15 protein-coding genes are annotated in these 17,239 nt (G+C 64.3%); 7 read left to right on the top strand and 8 right to left on the bottom strand.

The window, feature by feature from the left end; all coding sequences use genetic code 11:
• Nucleotides 1-4 precede the first annotated feature (4 nt).
• The 7 genes from cydB to NXT3_RS02705 form a co-directional block, all read right to left on the bottom strand.
• Nucleotides 5-1,009 carry a cytochrome d ubiquinol oxidase subunit II gene (cydB, locus tag NXT3_RS02675; protein WP_037425988.1) on the bottom strand — a complete coding sequence of 335 codons (1,005 nt, stop codon included), beginning with the start codon at nt 1,007-1,009 and terminating at the stop codon, nt 5-7.
• The gene (locus tag NXT3_RS02680; protein WP_097525622.1) at nt 999-2,414 is read right to left on the bottom strand and encodes a cytochrome ubiquinol oxidase subunit I; all 1,416 of its coding nucleotides are present in this window, start codon (nt 2,412-2,414) and stop codon (nt 999-1,001) included. Before NXT3_RS02680 ends, cydB begins: the two co-directional genes overlap by 11 nt.
• A gap of 267 nt (nt 2,415-2,681) precedes the next feature.
• A complete protein-coding gene (locus tag NXT3_RS02685) occupies nt 2,682-3,851 on the bottom strand; it encodes a M20 aminoacylase family protein (RefSeq protein ID WP_104838760.1) in 1,170 nt (389 codons plus the stop codon).
• A gap of 1 nt (nt 3,852) precedes the next feature.
• Nucleotides 3,853-4,677 (bottom strand): ABC transporter permease, encoded by an 825-nt coding sequence (locus NXT3_RS02690; RefSeq protein ID WP_037425963.1) that lies wholly within the window; start codon nt 4,675-4,677, stop codon nt 3,853-3,855.
• Entirely contained in the window at nt 4,674-5,399 is a 726-nt protein-coding gene (locus NXT3_RS02695; protein ID WP_037425961.1) for an ABC transporter permease, read from the bottom strand. The genes NXT3_RS02690 and NXT3_RS02695 overlap by 4 nt, the downstream gene beginning before the upstream one ends.
• A gap of 61 nt (nt 5,400-5,460) precedes the next feature.
• On the bottom strand, nt 5,461-6,243 hold the full coding sequence (locus tag NXT3_RS02700; protein ID WP_037425959.1) for a transporter substrate-binding domain-containing protein: 783 nt from the start codon (nt 6,241-6,243) through the stop codon (nt 5,461-5,463).
• A gap of 36 nt (nt 6,244-6,279) precedes the next feature.
• The gene (locus NXT3_RS02705) at nt 6,280-7,053 is read right to left on the bottom strand and encodes an ABC transporter ATP-binding protein (RefSeq protein WP_097525676.1); all 774 of its coding nucleotides are present in this window, start codon (nt 7,051-7,053) and stop codon (nt 6,280-6,282) included.
• 266 nt (nt 7,054-7,319) lie between these two features.
• Here NXT3_RS02705 and NXT3_RS02710 point away from each other — a divergent pair, with 266 nt between their 5' ends.
• The 7 genes from NXT3_RS02710 to NXT3_RS02745 all read left to right on the top strand — a co-directional run bounded on the left by NXT3_RS02710 (nt 7,320) and on the right by NXT3_RS02745 (nt 15,937).
• Nucleotides 7,320-7,934 carry a TetR family transcriptional regulator C-terminal domain-containing protein gene (locus tag NXT3_RS02710; RefSeq protein ID WP_104839919.1) on the top strand — a complete coding sequence of 205 codons (615 nt, stop codon included), beginning with the start codon at nt 7,320-7,322 and terminating at the stop codon, nt 7,932-7,934.
• An 18-nt stretch (nt 7,935-7,952) separates the two neighbouring features.
• The gene (locus tag NXT3_RS02715) at nt 7,953-9,143 is read left to right on the top strand and encodes a pyridoxal phosphate-dependent aminotransferase (RefSeq protein ID WP_097525627.1); all 1,191 of its coding nucleotides are present in this window, start codon (nt 7,953-7,955) and stop codon (nt 9,141-9,143) included.
• Nucleotides 9,140-10,753 carry a 5-guanidino-2-oxopentanoate decarboxylase gene (locus NXT3_RS02720; RefSeq protein WP_097525628.1) on the top strand — a complete coding sequence of 538 codons (1,614 nt, stop codon included), beginning with the start codon at nt 9,140-9,142 and terminating at the stop codon, nt 10,751-10,753. The genes NXT3_RS02715 and NXT3_RS02720 overlap by 4 nt, the downstream gene beginning before the upstream one ends.
• Before the next feature lie 156 nt (nt 10,754-10,909).
• Entirely contained in the window at nt 10,910-11,317 is a 408-nt protein-coding gene (locus NXT3_RS02725) for a hypothetical protein (RefSeq protein WP_097525629.1), read from the top strand.
• 98 nt (nt 11,318-11,415) lie between these two features.
• Nucleotides 11,416-13,950, top strand: coding sequence for a protein translocase subunit SecD (gene secD / locus NXT3_RS02730; protein WP_097525630.1), 2,535 nt, complete (start codon nt 11,416-11,418; stop codon nt 13,948-13,950).
• Nucleotides 13,951-14,451: 501 nt separating this feature from the next.
• Nucleotides 14,452-14,658, top strand: coding sequence for a hypothetical protein (locus tag NXT3_RS02740; RefSeq protein ID WP_037425948.1), 207 nt, complete (start codon nt 14,452-14,454; stop codon nt 14,656-14,658).
• 268 nt (nt 14,659-14,926) lie between these two features.
• Nucleotides 14,927-15,937 (top strand): KpsF/GutQ family sugar-phosphate isomerase, encoded by a 1,011-nt coding sequence (locus NXT3_RS02745; protein ID WP_037425947.1) that lies wholly within the window; start codon nt 14,927-14,929, stop codon nt 15,935-15,937.
• Here the strand turns inward: NXT3_RS02745 and NXT3_RS02750 are convergent.
• Nucleotides 15,907-17,238, bottom strand: a complete 1,332-nt coding sequence (locus tag NXT3_RS02750; RefSeq protein ID WP_037425946.1) for a capsule polysaccharide biogenesis protein — start codon at nt 17,236-17,238, stop codon at nt 15,907-15,909. The genes NXT3_RS02745 and NXT3_RS02750 overlap by 31 nt on opposite strands.
• Nucleotide 17,239: the final 1 nt, after the last annotated feature.

Raw genomic sequence — 17,239 nt, forward strand, 5'->3', positions numbered from 1 at the left:
CCCATCAGTGATAGCCCTCTTCCGGATCGACCTTGCCGCGGAACACCCAGTAGGCATAGGCGGTATAGGCAAGAATGATCGGCACCAGCACGAGCGCGCCGACGAGCAGGAAAGCGAGGCTGTCGTTCGGCGCGGCGGCGTCCCAGATGGTGAGCGACGGCGGCACCATATAGGGATAGAAGCTGATGCCGATGCCGATATAGCCGAGCAGGAAGAGGCCGAGGGCGGCGATGAAGGGCTGGCGGTCGTGGCGCTGCTGGATGCCCTTGAGCAGCAGGTAAAGGCAGCCGAGAACGAGCAGCGGCACGATGACACTGAAGATCGCCGTCGGCCAGCCGAACCAGCGCTGCAGATAGACCGGCTCGAGAAATGGCGTCCAGAGGCTGACGATGCCCATGGCCGCCACGGTGGCGAAGGCGCATTTCAGCGCGATGGCGCGAGCACGCTCGGCGAGATCGCCGCGCGTCTTCATGATCAGCCAGGTCGCGCCGAGCAGCGCGTAGCCGATGACGATCGCCGCGCCGGTGACGATCGAGAACGGCGTCAGCCAGTCCCACCAACCGCCGGCATAGGCCCGGTCTTCGACCGGAATCCCCTGGATGAGCGCGCCGAGCGCCAGCCCCTGGGAAAAGGCTGCGAGCGTCGAGCCGCCGGCAAAGGCCCAGTTCCACAAAAACTCGCCGCGTCGCGTGCGCCAGCGATATTCGAAGGCGACGCCGCGGAAGATGAGGCCGAGAAGCATGCCGATGATCGGCGCATAAAGCGCTGGCATGACCGTGGCATAGGCGAGCGGGAAGACGGCCATCAGGCCGCCCCCGCCGAGCACGAGCCATGTCTCGTTACCGTCCCACACCGGTGCCACGGAATTCATCATTACGTCGCGATCGTGCTTCTCCGGGAAGAACGGAAAGAGAATGCCGACGCCGAGATCGAAGCCGTCGAGCACCACATAGGCGAGCACCGCGAAGGCGATAAGCGCGGCCCAGATGAACGGCAGGTCAATGGCCATGCGGGCCTCCATTGGGTCTCGCCGCTGCCGGGCCAGGGGTGACGCCGGCCGTGCGCAGCGGCCCCTCGTCGAGTTCCGGCATGGTATCGCGCGGCAGGCGCGCCATCAGCCGCAGGATGTAGAAGGTGCCGGCGCCGAAGACGAGGAAGTAGACGATGATGAAGGCGACGAGCGACGCGCCGACGGCCGGAGCCTCGATCGGTGACACAGAATTGGCCGTCAGCAGGTGGCCATAGACAGTATAGGGCTGCCGCCCGACCTCGGAAGTGATCCAGCCGGCAAGCACCGCGACAAACCCCGCCGGACCCATTGCCACCGCCATGCGGTGCAGCCAGGCATCGGTGGCGAGTGTGCCACGGTACCGACACCAGAGCGACCAGAGGCCGATCCCGAGCATGGCCAGGCCCATGCCGACCATCACGCGGAACGACCAGAAGACGATGCCGACGGGAGGGTGGAGTTCTTCGGGAATCGAGTCGAGGCCGGCGAGCGGTGCATCGAGATCGTGCTTCAGAATGAGGCTCCCGAGTCTTGGCACTTCGATTGCGTAGTCGATGCGCTTCTCCGCTGAATTGGGGATGCCGAAGAGCACCAGCGGGGCACCGTCGGGATGGCTGTGATAGTGACCCTCCATCGCCATGATCTTGGCCGGCTGATGCTCGAGCGTATTGAGGCCGTGCAGGTCGCCGGCGAGAATCTGGATAGGCGCGACGATCGCTGCCATCCACATCGCCATCGAGAACATCGTCCGGGCACGCCGAGGCGCAGTGTGGCGCAACAGATGCCAAGCGCCGCAGGCGCCGACGACGAACGCCGTCGTCAGATAGGCGGCGAGCACCATATGCACGAGCCGGTAGGGGAAGGACGGATTGAAGATGATTGCCCACCAGTCGACCGGAATGAATTGTCCGGCTTCGTTCATTGCAAAGCCCGCCGGGGTCTGCATCCAGGAGTTCGCGGACAAGATCCAGGTGGCCGAGATCAGCGTGCCGAGCGCGACCATGGCGGTTGCGAAAAAATGCAGTCTCGGACCGACCCGGTTGAGGCCGAACAGCATGATGCCCAGGAAGCCTGCCTCGAGGAAGAAGGCCGTCAGGACCTCGTACCCCATCAGCGGTCCGATGATCGGGCCCGCCTTGTCCGAGAACACGCTCCAGTTGGTGCCGAACTGATAGGACATGACGATGCCCGAGACGACGCCCATGCCGAAGGCGACGGCGAAAATCGTCTTCCAGAAGTTGAAGAGCTCGAGATAGACCTCGTCCTTCTTCCAAAGCCACAGCGCCTCGAGAACCGCGAGATAGCTCGCGAGTCCTATGGAAAAGGCGGGAAAGATGATGTGAAACGAGACCGTGAAGGCGAACTGAATGCGCGCAAGCACTGTCGCATCGAAGGCTTCAAACACGGGGCGCGATCCTTTCAGCCCGGGCGGTGAGGGCGGAGGCGCAGGAGCCCTTGCATCCCGCACGATCATTCATTCGCTCATCGAGCGGCGGCTCGACTTCATCGTGTGATTGAATTTGATGCAGAATTGCCAAAGGTCAATAACGGGCAGCCCGCCACGTTGTCACACTGCGGCAATGTTTCGCCTGTGGCATTTTGGACCATCTTTTTCGTGCATGTCGTTGTTCCAAAACCCCATGCACACTTTTGGGCGACATGCGCTGGAGGACTACGGTCGCGCCAGATAGGCCTCGGCGAGCTCTGTCCAGAAGGCCGCGCCGATCGGCAGCAGGTCGTCGTTGAAATTGTAGCCCGGGTGGTGGAGCGACTTTTCCTCGCCGGTCATCCGAGACCCGAGGAAGAAATAGGTCCCCGGCCTCTCCTTGAGCATATAGGCGAAGTCCTCGCTGCCCATATAGGGGCGGGCGAGATCGAAGACCTTGTCTGCCCCGGCGAAGCGGATCGCGAGGTCGCGGACGAAATCCGTCTCCGCCTTGTGGTTGATCGTCGCATCGTAGCTTCGCTGGTAGTCGACGGTCGCTCGCATGCCGAAGCTTGCCGCCTGTGCTTCGGCGATCATCCGGATTCGGCGCTCCAGTTCGTCGCGAACGGATGGATCGAAGGAGCGGATGCCGACGACGATCTCCGCCCGTTCCGGAATGATGTTGCTCGCCGAACCCGCGTGGAAGGCGCCGACGGTGACGACGGTCGGGTCCATCGGATGGATGTTGCGCGACACGATGGTCTGCAGAGCCATGACGATGCTGGCGCCGCAGACGATCGGGTCGGCCGTCTCCTGCGGTTCGGCACCATGACCGCCGCGGCCGTGAACGGTGATGCGTGCCTCGTCGACGGCGGCCCCGATCGGACCCTCGCGCAATGCAAACTGCCCGAAGGGGAGATTCGGCGCGTTGTGAAGCGCGAAAACGGCGTCGCATGGGAACTTCTCGAACAGACCCTCGTCGATCATGATCTTCGCACCGCCGAAATTCTCTTCGGCCGGCTGGAAGATGAGGTGGACGGTGCCGTTGAAATTTTTTCGTTCGGCAAGCGCCCGGGCGGCGCCGAGCAGCATCGCCGTGTGGCCGTCGTGGCCGCAGGCATGCATCAGTCCCGGCGTCTTGCTGGCATAGTCGAGGCCGGTTTCCTCATGGATCGGCAAGGCGTCGATATCGGCGCGGATGCCGATCGAACGGGGGCCGCTGCCATTCCTGAGCGTGCCGACGACGCCGGTTTTCGCCAGTCCCGTCGCCACCTCGTAGCCGAGCGCTTCGAGATGGCCGGCGATGAAGGCCGACGTGCGGCGTTCTTCCAGCCCGAGTTCCGGATGGGCGTGCAGATCGCGGCGAATGGTGACGAGTTCCGGCAAGGCATTGCTGATCGCAGCGGCAATTTTCATCTCAGGCACCACGGGTGGGAATGCGGTTTTCGAAATAGCGGAAGGCGACGACCAGAATGCCGGTCAGACACATGTAGATGAGCGCCAGCAGGAGCAGCGGCTCGTAGGTGAGATAGGTTTCCTGCCGCACCTTGGAGATCACCGCATAGACGTCGACCACGGTGATGGTGGCGACGAGCGGCGTCGATTTGAGTTGCAGCACGGTCTCGCCGTTGAGCGTCGGCAGCGCCCGGTGGACGGCCCGCGGAAGCCAGATGCGCCGGAACTTCGTCCAGCGTCCCATGCCGTAGGCGCGAGCCGCCTCCAATTCTCCGCGCGGCACGCCGGCAAAGGCGCCGCGCATCACTTCGCCCTCGTAAGCCGCGAAGGAAAGCGTGAGCGCCGCCACCCCATACGGCCATGCCTCGCGCAAATAGGGCCAGAGGAAGGAATGACGGATCGCCGGGAACTGCGGAAAGAGAGAGCCGAGGCCGTAGTAGAGCAGCCAGAGCTGCAAGAGCAGCGGCGTTCCGCGAATGACGGTACAGAACAGGCGGGCGGGGGCCTTGAGGAACCAGGGGCCCGTCACCTGGACGAGGCCGAGGGGAACGGCGAGCAGGAAGCCGAGGAGTGCGGTGCTGAACAGCATGACCAGGCTGACGAGGATGCCGGAGCCGAGTCTTGGCAAGTAGCGCGGCAGCCAATCCCAACGCATGAAGACGGCGACTGCGACGACGAGGCCGGCGAAGAGGAGCATCAGGACGATGCGATGCGGTTTGAGAAAGTTCTCCGGCTTGGGAAGATCCTCGGGGGCGAGCGCGAGCGCGTGGGTGGTTTCGTCGGTCATCGCTGCTCCGCGAAGCCGCGCCGGGCATGGCGCTCGATGATGCCGATGAAAAGATTGGAGATAAGCGTCAGGGCGAGATAGAGCGCGCCGGCGGCGCAGAAGAACAGGAAATAGGCCTTGGTCGTGCCGGCCGCCTGGCGGGTGACAAGTGTCAGTTCGCTGAAGCCGACGACGGCAAGCAGCGCCGTGTCCTTGGTGGCGATCAGCCAGAGATTGGCAAGGCCGGGTATGGCATAGGGCAGCATCGCGGGGAGCGTAATGCGCCTGAGAACCTTCATCGGCGACATGCCGTAGGCGCGCGCCGCCTCGATCTGCCCGGCGGGCACCGCCTTGATAGCGCCGCGCAGCACCTCTGTCGAATAGGCGCCCTGGACGACGCCGATGACGAAGATGCCGGCTGCCAAGCCGCTGATATCGACGGTGCCGATTCCCATGGCGCCGAGGACCTGGTTCAGGAGGTCGGTGCCGGCATAGTAGAGAAGCAGGATGAGGACGAGCTCGGGCACCGCCCGCACGATGGTCGTATAGCACTCGAGCAGGTCGCGCAGCACCGGCCCGCCATAGAGCTTGCCGAAGGCGCCGCCGACGCCGAGCAGCAGGCCGAGCGCATAGCCGCCGACGGCGATCTCGATCGAATGCAGGAAGCCCTGCAGCAGAACGCCGCCCCAGCCGGGCGCCGCGAGCGCCAGCAGGCTCCAGTTGATGAAGGGTTCCGCGGCCATCGCCACCCAGCTCCTCGAAGATCAAGGGCCGGCAGCGCTGAAGCTGCCGGCCGGCTACGGCCTAGCCGCCGTAGATGTCGAAGTCGAAATACTTCTTCGAGAAGGCGTCGTACGTGCCGTTGGCCCGGATCGCCTTGATCGCCGCGTTGATCTTGTCCTTGAGTTCGGTCTCGCCCTTGCGCAGCCCGACGCCGACGCCCGGTCCGAGCACGTCGATGTCCTGGGCGACTTCGCCCTTGTAATCGCAGCATTCCTTGCCCTGATCGCTCTTCAGGAAGGCGTCGAGAGCGATCGCATCGGCCTGCACCGCATCGAGGCGCCCGGCGGCGAGGTCCTGGTTGGCCTCGTCCTGCGTCTGGTACTCCTTGACCTCCACGCCGGCCGGGGCAAAATGCTTGGTCGCATAAGCCTGGTGCACCGTCGCCACCTGCACGCCGAGCGTCTTGCCGGCGAGCCCTTCCGGCGTCGGCTTGAAGTCCTCGCCCTTGGCGCCGATGATGCCTGTCGGCGTGTTGTAGTATTTGTCGGAGAAGTCGATCGTTTTCAGGCGTTCCGCGGTGATCGACATCGACCCGACGATCAGGTCGATCTTCTTCGACGTCAGCGCCGGGATGATGCCGTCCCAGGCGACGGGGGTGATCACGCAATCAAGCTTCGCCTCGGCGCACATCGCCTTCATGAACTCGATCTCCCAGCCTTCCCAGTTGCCGTTCGCGTCCGGCGAGGTGAAGGGCGGGTAGGGTTCGGCTGCAATGCCGACCTTGACCTGTTCGGCCGAAGCGGCAACGGCGCCGGCGATCGACAGGGCGGCGGCGACCGCCAGGAGCTTCAATGTCTTCTTCATGCTGTTCCCTTTTTTGGTTGTTGAGCATTGCTGAATTCAATGAATCGAACTGATGAACTTCTTCAGCCTTTCGGATTTCGGCGCGCCGAAGATCGCCTCGGGCGGCCCCTGTTCCTCGATGATGCCGTTGTGCAGGAAGACGATATGGTTGGCGACGTCGCGGGCGAACTTCATCTCGTGTGTGACGAGGATCATCGTCCGCTTCTCGCGCGCAAGATCGCCGATCACGGAGAGGACTTCGCCGACGAGCTCCGGGTCGAGCGCCGAAGTCGGTTCGTCGAACAGCATGACCAGCGGCTGGATCGCCAAGGCGCGGGCGATCGCGGCGCGCTGCTGCTGGCCGCCGGAGAGAAAGGCCGGGTAGGCGTCGCGCTTCTCGTATAGTCCGACGCGGTTGAGCAACCTCTCCGCCGTCTCCACTGCCTCGGCTTTGGATTTGCCGAGCACGTGGACCGGAGCTTCGATGACGTTTTCGAGGATCGTCATGTGCTGCCAGAGATTGAAGCTCTGGAAGACCATGCCGAGCTGGGTGCGGATGCGCTGCACCTGCTTGCGGTCGGCGGGAACCAATCCGCCTTTGCCGTCCGGTTTCAGGCGGATTTCTTCGCCATGGACGGAGACCCGTCCGGCCGAGGGCAATTCCAGCATATTGATGCAGCGCAGAAAGGTTGATTTCCCGGAGCCGCTGCCGCCGATAATGGCGATCACGTCGCCTTGCCGGGCGTCGAGCGACACACCCTTCAGCACTTCCAATGGCCCGAAACGCTTGTGGAGGTCGGTGACCTCGATTGCCTGGGCCGCATCCGTCATCGACAGACGTCTCCGGTCCATCGCAGAGCTTCTCGTGAAGGCATGAAAACAGTTCCCCTGGTCGACTTTTCGTGCAGCATCTTGGGCTTGTCACGCTGTTTCATGAGAGGCATCGTTGCACTTGTGCCGCTATTATTCAAGTGTATAATAACGTCGCCGCTGAATTTTTGGCGCCTCATCTAAGAACGACACCCCCGCAGGAGCCGCGCAATGAGCCTAACCGTCTGGCAGACACCGACGATCGGGCAGAGCGGATGGGAGCGGCCATGAGCCGCCGCAGCTTTCACCGCGCTCCGGAAGGCGAGCGCCGCCAGGAACTGATCGAGGCGACGCTCGACTGCATAGCGGAATTCGGGCTCGAGGGCGCGACGGTCCGGCAGATCGCGGTCCGCGCCGGCGTGACCGCAGGTCTCGTCCGCCATTACTTCGACTCGAAGGATCAGATGGTGGCGGAGGCCTATCGCGCCGTCATTGCCTCGCTCACCGAAAAGGCGAAAAATGTCGAGGGCGACCCGACGACGCGGCTCAAGGACTTCATTGCCATCAACCTCACCGAACCGGTCGCCGACAGCCGCAGCGTCTCGCTCTGGGCCGCCTTCATCAGCCAGGTGCGCGTTGATCCGGTGCTCGCCGAAATCCATCGCGAGGGCTATCTCGCCTTTCGCAACGCGCTCCAGGCTCTGTTGAGCGATTTCCTCGCGGCGAAAGGCAGGCCGGCGGGCCCGGAGGAATGCCGCCGCTACGCGATTGCGGTCAACGGCCTCGTCGACGGGCTGTGGGTGGAAGGCTGTCTTGCCGGTGATCTTTTCCGCGACGGCGAGCTGGTCGGCATCGCCATGGCCTCGGTCGAGGCGCTGCTCGGCCTGCCGGTAGAACAATAACAGACGGGAGAAATCACCATGCGTTACGCGTCGATCACCTCGCGCCTGGCGGATCTTGGCTCCGGCAAATGGTCGCTGCACATCCGGGCGCGGCAGCTGAAGGCGAGCGGCGCTGATCTCATCGAGCTCACCATTGGCGAGCCCGACCTGCCGCCCGACCGTGCCCTGCTCGACGAGTGCCAGCGCGCCATGAATGCCGGGCGCTACCGCTATTCGAACGGCCGCGGCGAGCCCGCCATCGTCGCCGCGCTTGCAGAAAAATACCGTCGCCGCCGTGCCGATGTGACGGCGGTGAACATTCTCTGTTTTCCCGGCACGCAGACGGCGCTTTTCGCCGTCATGCTGGGCTTGGCCGAAGCCGGCGACGGCGTGCTCGTCGGCGATCCGCTCTACGCCACCTACGAAGGCGTCATCCGCGCGACCGGCGCTCATCCGGTCCTGGTGCCGCTGAAACCGGAACACGGCTTTCACATGCGGGCGGAAGATCTGGAACGGGCCGTCACGCCCGACTGCCGCGTCCTGCTTCTGAACACGCCGCACAACCCGACCGGTGCCGTTCTGACCGAAGCGGAAATCGCAGTGATCGGCGAGGTGGCGCGCCGCCACGATCTCTGGATCGTCTGCGACGAGGTCTATGAGGAACTGGTTTTCGATGCCGTCTTCGCATCGCCCTTCGACAATCCGGATCTGGCCGACCGCACCGTGGTCGTCTCGTCCATTTCGAAGTCGCATGCCGCTCCCGGCTTCCGCAGCGGCTGGGCCGTCGGGCCGGGGGAATTCACGGAACGCCTGCTGCCGGTTTCGGAAACGATGCTTTTCGGCCAGCAGCCCTTCATTGCCGACATGACCGCCTATGCGTTGACCCACGAGATCGACACGGCGCGCCAGATGCGCGAGGCTTACAGGCGGCGCGCCGGCCGGATAGCGCTGGCTCTCGCCCGGACGCCGGGCGTCTCGGTTCTGCCGCCGGAGGCCGGAATGTTCGCGCTGATCGACGTCGCCGGAACGGGTCTCTCGGGCGAAGCCTTCGCCTGGGCGCTGCTCGAGGAGGAAAGCGTGGCAGTGATGCCGGGCTCCTCCTTCGGTGAGCAGGCGCAGGATTTCGTCCGGGTGAGCCTGACCGTACCGGATGCGGGGCTCGACGAGGCGTGCCGGCGCATCGCCGCTCTTGCCGAACGCTGCACGGATCGAAGGGAGCGCCGCGCATGAGTGCCGAAATGAAAACCGTCGGCGAGGTGCTCGTCGATCTGCTCGAGGCGAATGGCGTCGAGGTCGTGTTCGGCATTCCCGGCGTTCACACGGTCGAACTCTATCGCGGCCTTTCGGCGTCGAAGATCCGCCATGTGACGCCGCGCCACGAGCAGGGTGCCGGCTTCATGGCCGACGGCTATGCACGCGTCAGCGGCAAGCCGGGCGTGGCGCTGGTCATCACCGGGCCGGGGCTTACCAACACGATCACGGCGATGGCGCAGGCGCGGCAGGATTCGATCCCGATGCTCGTCATTTCCGGCGTCAACCGGCGCGACTCGCTGGGGCATGGCCGCGGCCTGCTGCACGAATTGCCGGACCAGCAAGGCATGATGAAGACCCTGGCGCTCTATTCGCACACGCTCATCAATCCGGCCGACCTGCCGCTTGTCGTCGACCGTGCCTTTGCGGTGCTGCTTTCCGGCCGACCCGGGCCGGTGCATATCGAGATCCCGACCGATGTGATGGCCGAGCGGATCGAAAGCCGGGAGACAAAGCCGGCGGCGGCGACCCGCCCGCGCTCCGACAGCGAAACCCTGCAGAGGGCGGCGATCCTCTGTGCCGAAGCCGCGCGCCCCGTCATCCTCTGCGGCGGCGGCGCACTGACGGCGGAGGCGGAAGTGCGTGCGCTTGCCGAGCAGATCGGCGCGCCGGTGGTCACGACTGTGAACGCCCGCGGCATGCTGGCCGGTCATCCGCTGCGCGTGCCGGCAAGCCCGAGCCTCAAGTCCGTGCGCGCCTTGCTGCGCGAAGCCGACCTCGTGCTGGCGCTCGGCACCGAAATGGGCCAGACCGACTACGACCTCTATGCGGATGGCGGCTTTCCGGCGCTTCAGAACCTGATCCGCACCGATATCGACGCCGCGCAGCTGGCGCGGGGGCCGCAGGCGGCGCTGTCGATCCTTTCCGGCGCAAGGGCGGCAACGGCGGGTATTCTGGGCTTTCTACCCGGCCACACCGCCGCCAGGGATGGCGCGTCGCGGGCCGATGCGGCGCGCAAGGCGGCCCTGAAAGAACTGACGCCGAAGATGCGGGCCGAGGTCGGTATCATCGAGCTGATCTACAAGGCCCTTCCGGACGGCACGATCGTCGGCGATTCGACCCAAGCAGTCTATGCCGGCAACCTCTATTGCGACGCGCCGCGGCAGCGCGCCTGGTTCAATTCGGCGACCGGCTATGGCTCGCTCGGCTATGCCCCGCCGGCGGCAATCGGCGCGGCGGTTGCCGACCGCGCGAAGCCGGTCGTCTGCCTTGTCGGCGATGGAGGCTTCCAGTTCTCCTTGGCCGAGATCGGCTCGGCGGCCGATGCCGGAGCGAGAGTGATCTTCCTTGTCTGGAACAATGACGGCTATCGGGAGATCGAGTCCCACATGGTCGAGGCCGGAGTCACCCCACAAGGCGTGAAGCCGTCGGCGCCGGATTTCCTGCTGACCGCCAAGGCCTATGGCGTCCCGGCCGAGCGGCTGACGGATATCCAGCACTTGCCGCGCGCGCTGGCGGAGGCCGCTTCGCGGCCGGGTCCGTCGCTGATAGAGATCCATCAGGAGAAAACCGCCGGCGCTGGCGGCTGACCGGTGTCAGGCGAGCGCAGATTTGACTTTTGCGGCACGGGATGGTGTTAAGGGCGCCTGCTCGAATCCGGCCATGTTCTTCGACTAGCTTTGTGGGATCGGGCTGAATTTATCTCGCGGGCGCCAAGGTGCCGAGAGAAAGGGATCGCGTCCTCGATGGACCGCTTGGGTGGTGGCAGCAGAAACATGCAGGCCGGCCGGCTTCTTGCCGTGCTGTGGCTGTTCTGCGCTTCCTTTGCCATGCAGGTCATCGCCGTCGGGCAGGGCGTTTCCGGTCGTCTGGGCGCGCAGAGCGGCAGCGTGTCCGCGCCAGACAGCGGATCGCCCGATCGCCCCGCCGCCCGCCAGGTCTCCCGCGCCGTCGCCTTGCCGGAATTGCGCATCGTCGGCGAGCGGTCCGACGGCAAGCTAGCGCTCGGGGGCGATCCGGCCGCGGTCCTTGCGGCCGAAGCGGCGATCCTGCCGATCTATGAAGACATTCGGCTCCTCGTTTTCCCGCGCAAGGAAGGGGCGCCTGGCGCCTGGCATGAGAGCGAGCGCATCCGCGGACCGCCCTCGGCCTAGAATTGCGATTGAGAATTCGGCGGAGGTCCACTCCGGCTCGATGAAACCCAGCCCGATGAGTGCCGCAGGGCGCGTCCGGGCGTTTTTGGAATTTCCACATGCGTACATCCAGATGGGCGGTTCTCGCCTATGTCGCGATCATTATCTTCGGATGCCTCGCGGCGGTGCCGAGCGTTCTGACGCCGGCCATGCGGGAGCAATTCGCTTCCGTGCTTCCCTTCAAGCCGGTCACCCTCGGCCTCGACCTTCGGGGTGGTTCGCACCTCGTGCTCGAGGTCGACGGGGCGGGGCTGCAGAAGGCGCGCCTCAACTCGCTTCTCGACGACACCCGCCGCGTTTTGCGCGGCGAGCGCGTCTCCGCCTCTTCGGCGCGCATCAGCGGCAACAGTGTGACGGTGAACGTCGCGGATCCGGCTGACCGCGAAAAGGTGCTGCCGAAGCTGCAGGAACTCGCCGCACCCGTCGGCACCGTTGGCTTCGGTGGCTCCGCTGCCGAGCTCAACGTGACGACGAATGGCGACGGGATCACGCTCGCCATGACCGAAGCAGGCCTTGCCGACCGTATGACCAAAGCGGTCGAGCAGAGCCTTGAAATCATCCGCAACCGCGTCGACCAGGTCGGCGTCGCCGAGCCGCTGATCCAGCGCATCGGCTCGAACCGCATTCTCGTGCAGCTGCCGGGCCTCCAGGATCCGACTCGGCTGCGCGAACTGCTCGGCTCGACCGCGCAGATGAGCTTCCACATGCTCGACCAGACGGTCGACATCACGCAGCCGGCTCCGCGCGGCGTCGATATCCTGCCGGGCGCCGACGACGGCAACAAATATCCGGTCGAAAGCCGTATCGCCATTTCCGGCGAACGCCTCGAAGATGCGAAGGTCGGCTTCGACCAGCGCACCAACCAGCCGGTCGTGGATTTCGCCTTCGACTCGCTCGGCGCCCGCCAGTTCGCCGACATCACGCGCGAAAATGTCGGCCGTCCCTTTGCCATCGTCCTCGACGGCAAGGTCTTGACGGCGCCGGTCATCAACGAGCCGATCCTCGGCGGCCGCGGCCAGATCAGCGGCAACTTCACGGTGGAGGAGGCAACGGTCCTCTCGGCGCTGCTGCGCTCCGGTGCCCTGCCGGCGCCGCTCACCATAATCGAGGAGCGTTCGGTCGGGCCGAACCTCGGCAGCGATTCGATCCGCATGGGCCTCTATACGGGCCTTGCCGGTTTTGGTCTCGTCGTGACGCTGATGATCGTCCTTTACGGCGCCTGGGGCATGATCGCCAATGTCGGCCTGGTGCTCCACACCATCCTGACGATCGGCGTTCTCGGGCTGATCGGCTCGACGCTGACGCTCCCCGGCATCGCCGGTATCATTCTCGGCATCGGCATGGCCGTCGACGCCAACATCCTCATCAACGCCCGTATCCGAGAAGAGACGGAAGCGGGCGCCGGTGCGATGAAGGCACTCGACGTCGGCTTCAACAAGGCCTATGCGACGATCCTCGACTCCAACGTCACCACGCTTGCCGGCACGGTGCTCCTGTTCTGGCTCGGCAGCGGTCCGGTCCGCGGCTTCGCGGTCACCATGATGCTCGGCATCATCATCTCGATGTTCACCTCGGTTACCGTCGTGCGCCTGCTAATGCGTGAGGTCGTCGTGCGCCGCAAGATGAAGAAGCTGGAGATCCCGTCGCTCTTCGGACGCGTGCCGCATCTGCCGACCTTCTCGTTCATGAAGCGTCGCTACCAGGCGATCGGTTTCTCGGCCTTCCTGTCGATCAGCTCGGTCATCCTGTTCTTCACGCCGGGCCTCAACTACGGCATCGACTTCATCGGCGGCATCCAGGTCGAGGCGGTGTCGAAGGACAAGATCGACCTGCCGACGCTGCGGCACAGCCTCGAAGAGCTTAATCTCGGCGAGGTGGCGCTGCAGGACTTCGGCGGCGGCCAGTCGGTGCTCATCCGTGTCCAGCGTCAGCCCGGTGGCGAACAGGAGCAGACCGCAGCCTTGAGCAAGATCAAGGATGCGGTAACCAAAGCGATCCCGGACTCGACGATGGAGCGGACCGAGGTTGTCGGTCCGACGGTCAGCGGCGAGCTGGCGCGTTCGGGCTTTCTCGCCGTCGGCCTCGCCATGGTGGCGATTCTGCTCTACATCTGGTTCCGCTTCGAATGGCACTTCGCCGTCGGCGCGATCGCCGTGTTGCTGCTCGATATCACCAAGACCGTCGGCTTCTTCGCGCTGATGGGGATCGACTTCAACCTGACGGCGATCGCCGCCCTGCTGACGATGATCGGCTACTCGGTGAACGACAAGGTCGTGGTCTACGACCGCATGCGCGAGAACCTGCGCAAGTACAAGTCGATGCCGTTCTCCGATCTCATCGACATGAGCATCAACCAGGTGATCGCACGATGCATCTTCACCTCGATGGCGACGGCACTTTCGCTGGTGCCGATGGCGATCTGGGGCGGTGAGGCGGTGCGCAGCTTCGCTTGGCCGATGATCTTCGGCGTCATCGTCGCGACGACCTCGTCGATCTATATCGGCGGACCGATCCTGCTGTTCCTCAGCCGTTGGTGGAAGGATCGCGAGGCGAGCCGTTCCGGCGCGCAGCAGCCCGGCGCGCCGGCGGCCTGACGCCGCCGCGCCTGTCGCCTACAAGTCAGGGGCAGCCTCGAGGGGCTGCCCCTTTTTCGTCCGAAAGTGCTGTCTTTATCCGAATCGTCACTTGCAGGCCGACTCGGCGCTACCTAGATAGGAAGCGCTCCTGCAGGGGAGCAACGGGATTGTCTACGGGGCAGGCGGAAGCGAATGGGGAAAATTATTTTTCGCCATATCGCTTTTGTAGTTGACCAAATTGGTAGATTATTCTAGTTTGCAGACCGTGACGCGGAAGGAGTCCGCCTCACATTGTTCATGAAACGCCGCGGCGCTCTGTGCCGCGCCTAGCCAAAGGAGAGTGACATGTCCAGAATCGTCTCGACCGCCGCCTTCTGCGGCTCTCGTTCCCTTTGTCGTGCAACAGTGAAAGGTCTCATTCGCACGCTTTGCCGAATGTGACCTGTCGAACCTGCCGAATTCACCTATTGCCGAGAATTGAAAATATCCGCGCCCGCTGCGTGGAGGAGCGTTATTCGCATGAACAAGCAAGTTATCGAATATGGCGGAGAAGCCGTTGGTGTCGTGGTCCCGGATCAGGACCGGTTCAAGTTCCTGGCGGTCAAGTATCATGTCTGGGATCTCGACGCGAAGCGCTTCGGCTCTGCCGACGAAGCGCGTGCGGCCATAGGGCACCTGCTGGCCGGCCGGACTGCGCCCAAACCGGAGATCGGCGCGGCGGCGTGATTCTGCGCCGCTGCGCAAGCCATGATCCAAGGCGGAGCGTAAGCAGTCTATTACGGGCGGGCACGCCAAAGCGCGTTTCCTGCCGCCGGACGCGCCTGTGGAAAATCCTGTCCGCCGAGGTGAGCGCTGCGAAAAGTGGCCGGTTTGGGCAATAGACGGCGGAGTGAGGCTTGGTTTGCGGAAGGAAAGGGCTTATCTGGCTCTATATTCCGAGCGAGGGCGCGAGAGGCGAACTCGCCGTTATGTCGTTTCTGGACCGGATTTGATTATGGGCTTGCGAAATGTGAAGGCCGAGGGGCATTCCCCTAGTGCCATTCTGGACTCGATCGGCCGGACGCTGACGACGGCGACGAACGGCATCAAGGCGCTCGCCGAGCACCTGGCGGCGGACGCAAACTTTGCGCAAAGCCTCGTCAGTGCCGTCGAGTTGATTGGTGACGGGCATGGCCGCGTCGTCGTTTCCGGCGTCGGCAAGAGCGGCCATATCGGCCGAAAGATCGCCGCCACCTTGGCCTCGACCGGCACCTCCGCCTATTTCGTCCACCCGACCGAGGCAAGCCACGGCGATCTCGGCATGGTCACCTCCGATGACGTGCTGATCCTGCTCTCCTGGTCGGGCGAGACGGCGGAACTCGCCAACATGCTCACCTATGCCAAGCGCTTCAAGGTGCCGATCGTGTCGATCTCGTCGAACCGCGACAGCATCCTGGCGCGCAATTCCGAGATTGCCCTGGTGCTTCCAAGAGTGCCGGAAGCCTGCCCGCACGGGTTGGCACCGACGACCTCGGCCATGCTGCAGCTCGCCGTCGGCGATGCGCTGGCGATTGCGCTCCTGGAGCGGCGCGGCTTTTCCGCCGAGGACTTCAAGACTTTCCATCCAGGCGGCAAGCTCGGCGCCCAGCTGCGGCTCGTGCACGAGCTTGCGCATCAAGCCGACCAGATGCCGCTGCTTGCCATCGGCCGGCCGATGAGCGAGGCGGTCATCGAAATGTCGGCGAAAGGCTTCGGCGTCGTCGGCATCGTCGACGGAGCAGGTGTGCTCGTTGGCGTCATCACCGACGGCGACCTGCGCCGGCACATGGCCGGCGACCTGCTCGGCCAGCCGGTCGAAGACGTCATGTCGCATCATCCGAAGGTGGTCCAGGCAGACCTGCTGGCGAGCGCCGCCATGGAATTCATGCAGGAGCACAAGGTGACGGTGCTGTTCCTCGTCGACGAGGCGGGGATGCCCGAAGGCATCCTGCATATTCACGACCTGTTGCGCGCCGGCGTCGCCTGATCTGAGGCGGCTGCCCTCTTTTCCGGTCTTTGCCGGGGCGGCGGATCGACGAAGGCGCCGGGTTGGTTGACGGTGTTGCGGTGCAGCCGCTCGGCGATGGCCTTGGCGCCGGCATCAGTCCCGGCGTCGGAGTAGAAGTTGCCGCGAACCTGGATCGAGGCCGCCATCAGCCGGAACATTGCCGTGCTCAGCTCCGAATCGGGCGGCCGCGGTGCTGTCCAGAACGAATCGAGCGTCTGCTGGTCCGTCAAACCCGCGATGTCGAACACGGCCCTGCCCAGGACTTTCACCGGCTTTCCCTGCTTCAAGGCGTGCAGCCCGGCGGTCGAGTTGACCGTCACCATGCCGGCGCTCTTTTCCGCCAGCAGATCCAGATTTCCGCCGTCGAGATAGATGACGCGCTCGGCCACCCCGAGGGCCGCCGCTTGATGGGCAATGATCCGGCGCCAGGGGATAAGGCTGTTGTCGAGCGGGTGCACCTTGACGGCGAGCTTGTTGGTCGCGGGCGCATGGCGTGCGAAGGAGGCTAAAATATCGGCAATCGCTTCTTTCTGGCTGTTGAAGGGAGAGTGCGCCCGCAATTGGAAATCGGTCTCGAGTTGCAGCGGGTAGACGAAATAAGGCGCGCATGCAGATGTGAGCGAGGCGACCAGCCCGTCTGCGGCTTGCTGGTGGCGCTTGCTTGCAGCCAGGCGTCTTACCCAGCCGGCGTATTCCGCCAGCGGATGAAAGATCGCGTGCCGGCGATAACCCGGAAAAAGAAACCAGAAGAAGACATTCGGTAGATTGTAGAGGAGGTCATAGGCCGCTTCGGCCAGGAAGGTCTGCGTGTGCCGCCGCCGCCAGTCCGGCTCCGGCAACCCAGCCGCCGCTTGCACGATCTGTTCCGGATCGACGGGGAAATGCGAATTGGACGACATGCCGCTTCGCTCGAGCGTCAGCCAGTCGGGCCTGAGATAGCCCATCTCGACGACGAAGACTTCGATCCCAACATGGCGCGCGGCAGCGATTGCGATTCTATGGTAGGGACGCTCCTCGCCGAGAAGGACGAGATCGCTGACGGATTGGCGACGGAGGAATGATTCCACATAGGCGCCCCAATCGGCGAGCGAGCCGCGATAGTTGTGCGCGCCGCCCCGCCGCCAGAAGATCTGGTCGCCCGCATTGAGATTGATGCGCAGGCATGTATGGCCGAAAGCCTCGAGCCGCGTCGCGATCTTGGCGAAGATCGGCGAAGACGGGCCCTGCAGGAACAGGAATGTCCGCCGTGGCTGCTGCTGGATCGTGGTGCCTGCCGTCATG

Source organism: Sinorhizobium fredii (assembly GCF_002944405.1).
In the GTDB taxonomy this organism is placed as follows: domain Bacteria; phylum Pseudomonadota; class Alphaproteobacteria; order Rhizobiales; family Rhizobiaceae; genus Sinorhizobium; species Sinorhizobium fredii_C.

What these genes read in the sequence shown, in the direction of transcription:
- NXT3_RS02695 (WP_037425961.1), bottom strand. Translation starts at nt 5,399, where the DNA reads ATGGCCGCGGAACCCTTCATCAACTGGAGCCTGCTGGCGCTCGCGGCG.
- NXT3_RS02705 (WP_097525676.1), bottom strand. Translation starts at nt 7,053, where the DNA reads ATGACGGATGCGGCCCAGGCAATCGAGGTCACCGACCTCCACAAGCGT.
- NXT3_RS02750 (WP_037425946.1), bottom strand. Translation starts at nt 17,238, where the DNA reads ATGACGGCAGGCACCACGATCCAGCAGCAGCCACGGCGGACATTCCTG.
- NXT3_RS02720 (WP_097525628.1), top strand. Translation starts at nt 9,140, where the DNA reads ATGAGTGCCGAAATGAAAACCGTCGGCGAGGTGCTCGTCGATCTGCTC.
- secD (WP_097525630.1), top strand. Translation starts at nt 11,416, where the DNA reads ATGCGTACATCCAGATGGGCGGTTCTCGCCTATGTCGCGATCATTATC.
- NXT3_RS02715 (WP_097525627.1), top strand. Translation starts at nt 7,953, where the DNA reads ATGCGTTACGCGTCGATCACCTCGCGCCTGGCGGATCTTGGCTCCGGC.
- NXT3_RS02710 (WP_104839919.1), top strand. Translation starts at nt 7,320, where the DNA reads ATGAGCCGCCGCAGCTTTCACCGCGCTCCGGAAGGCGAGCGCCGCCAG.
- cydB (WP_037425988.1), bottom strand. Translation starts at nt 1,009, where the DNA reads ATGGCCATTGACCTGCCGTTCATCTGGGCCGCGCTTATCGCCTTCGCG.
- NXT3_RS02745 (WP_037425947.1), top strand. Translation starts at nt 14,927, where the DNA reads ATGGGCTTGCGAAATGTGAAGGCCGAGGGGCATTCCCCTAGTGCCATT.
- NXT3_RS02700 (WP_037425959.1), bottom strand. Translation starts at nt 6,243, where the DNA reads ATGAAGAAGACATTGAAGCTCCTGGCGGTCGCCGCCGCCCTGTCGATC.
- NXT3_RS02725 (WP_097525629.1), top strand. Translation starts at nt 10,910, where the DNA reads ATGGACCGCTTGGGTGGTGGCAGCAGAAACATGCAGGCCGGCCGGCTT.
- NXT3_RS02685 (WP_104838760.1), bottom strand. Translation starts at nt 3,851, where the DNA reads ATGAAAATTGCCGCTGCGATCAGCAATGCCTTGCCGGAACTCGTCACC.
- NXT3_RS02740 (WP_037425948.1), top strand. Translation starts at nt 14,452, where the DNA reads ATGAACAAGCAAGTTATCGAATATGGCGGAGAAGCCGTTGGTGTCGTG.
- NXT3_RS02690 (WP_037425963.1), bottom strand. Translation starts at nt 4,677, where the DNA reads ATGACCGACGAAACCACCCACGCGCTCGCGCTCGCCCCCGAGGATCTT.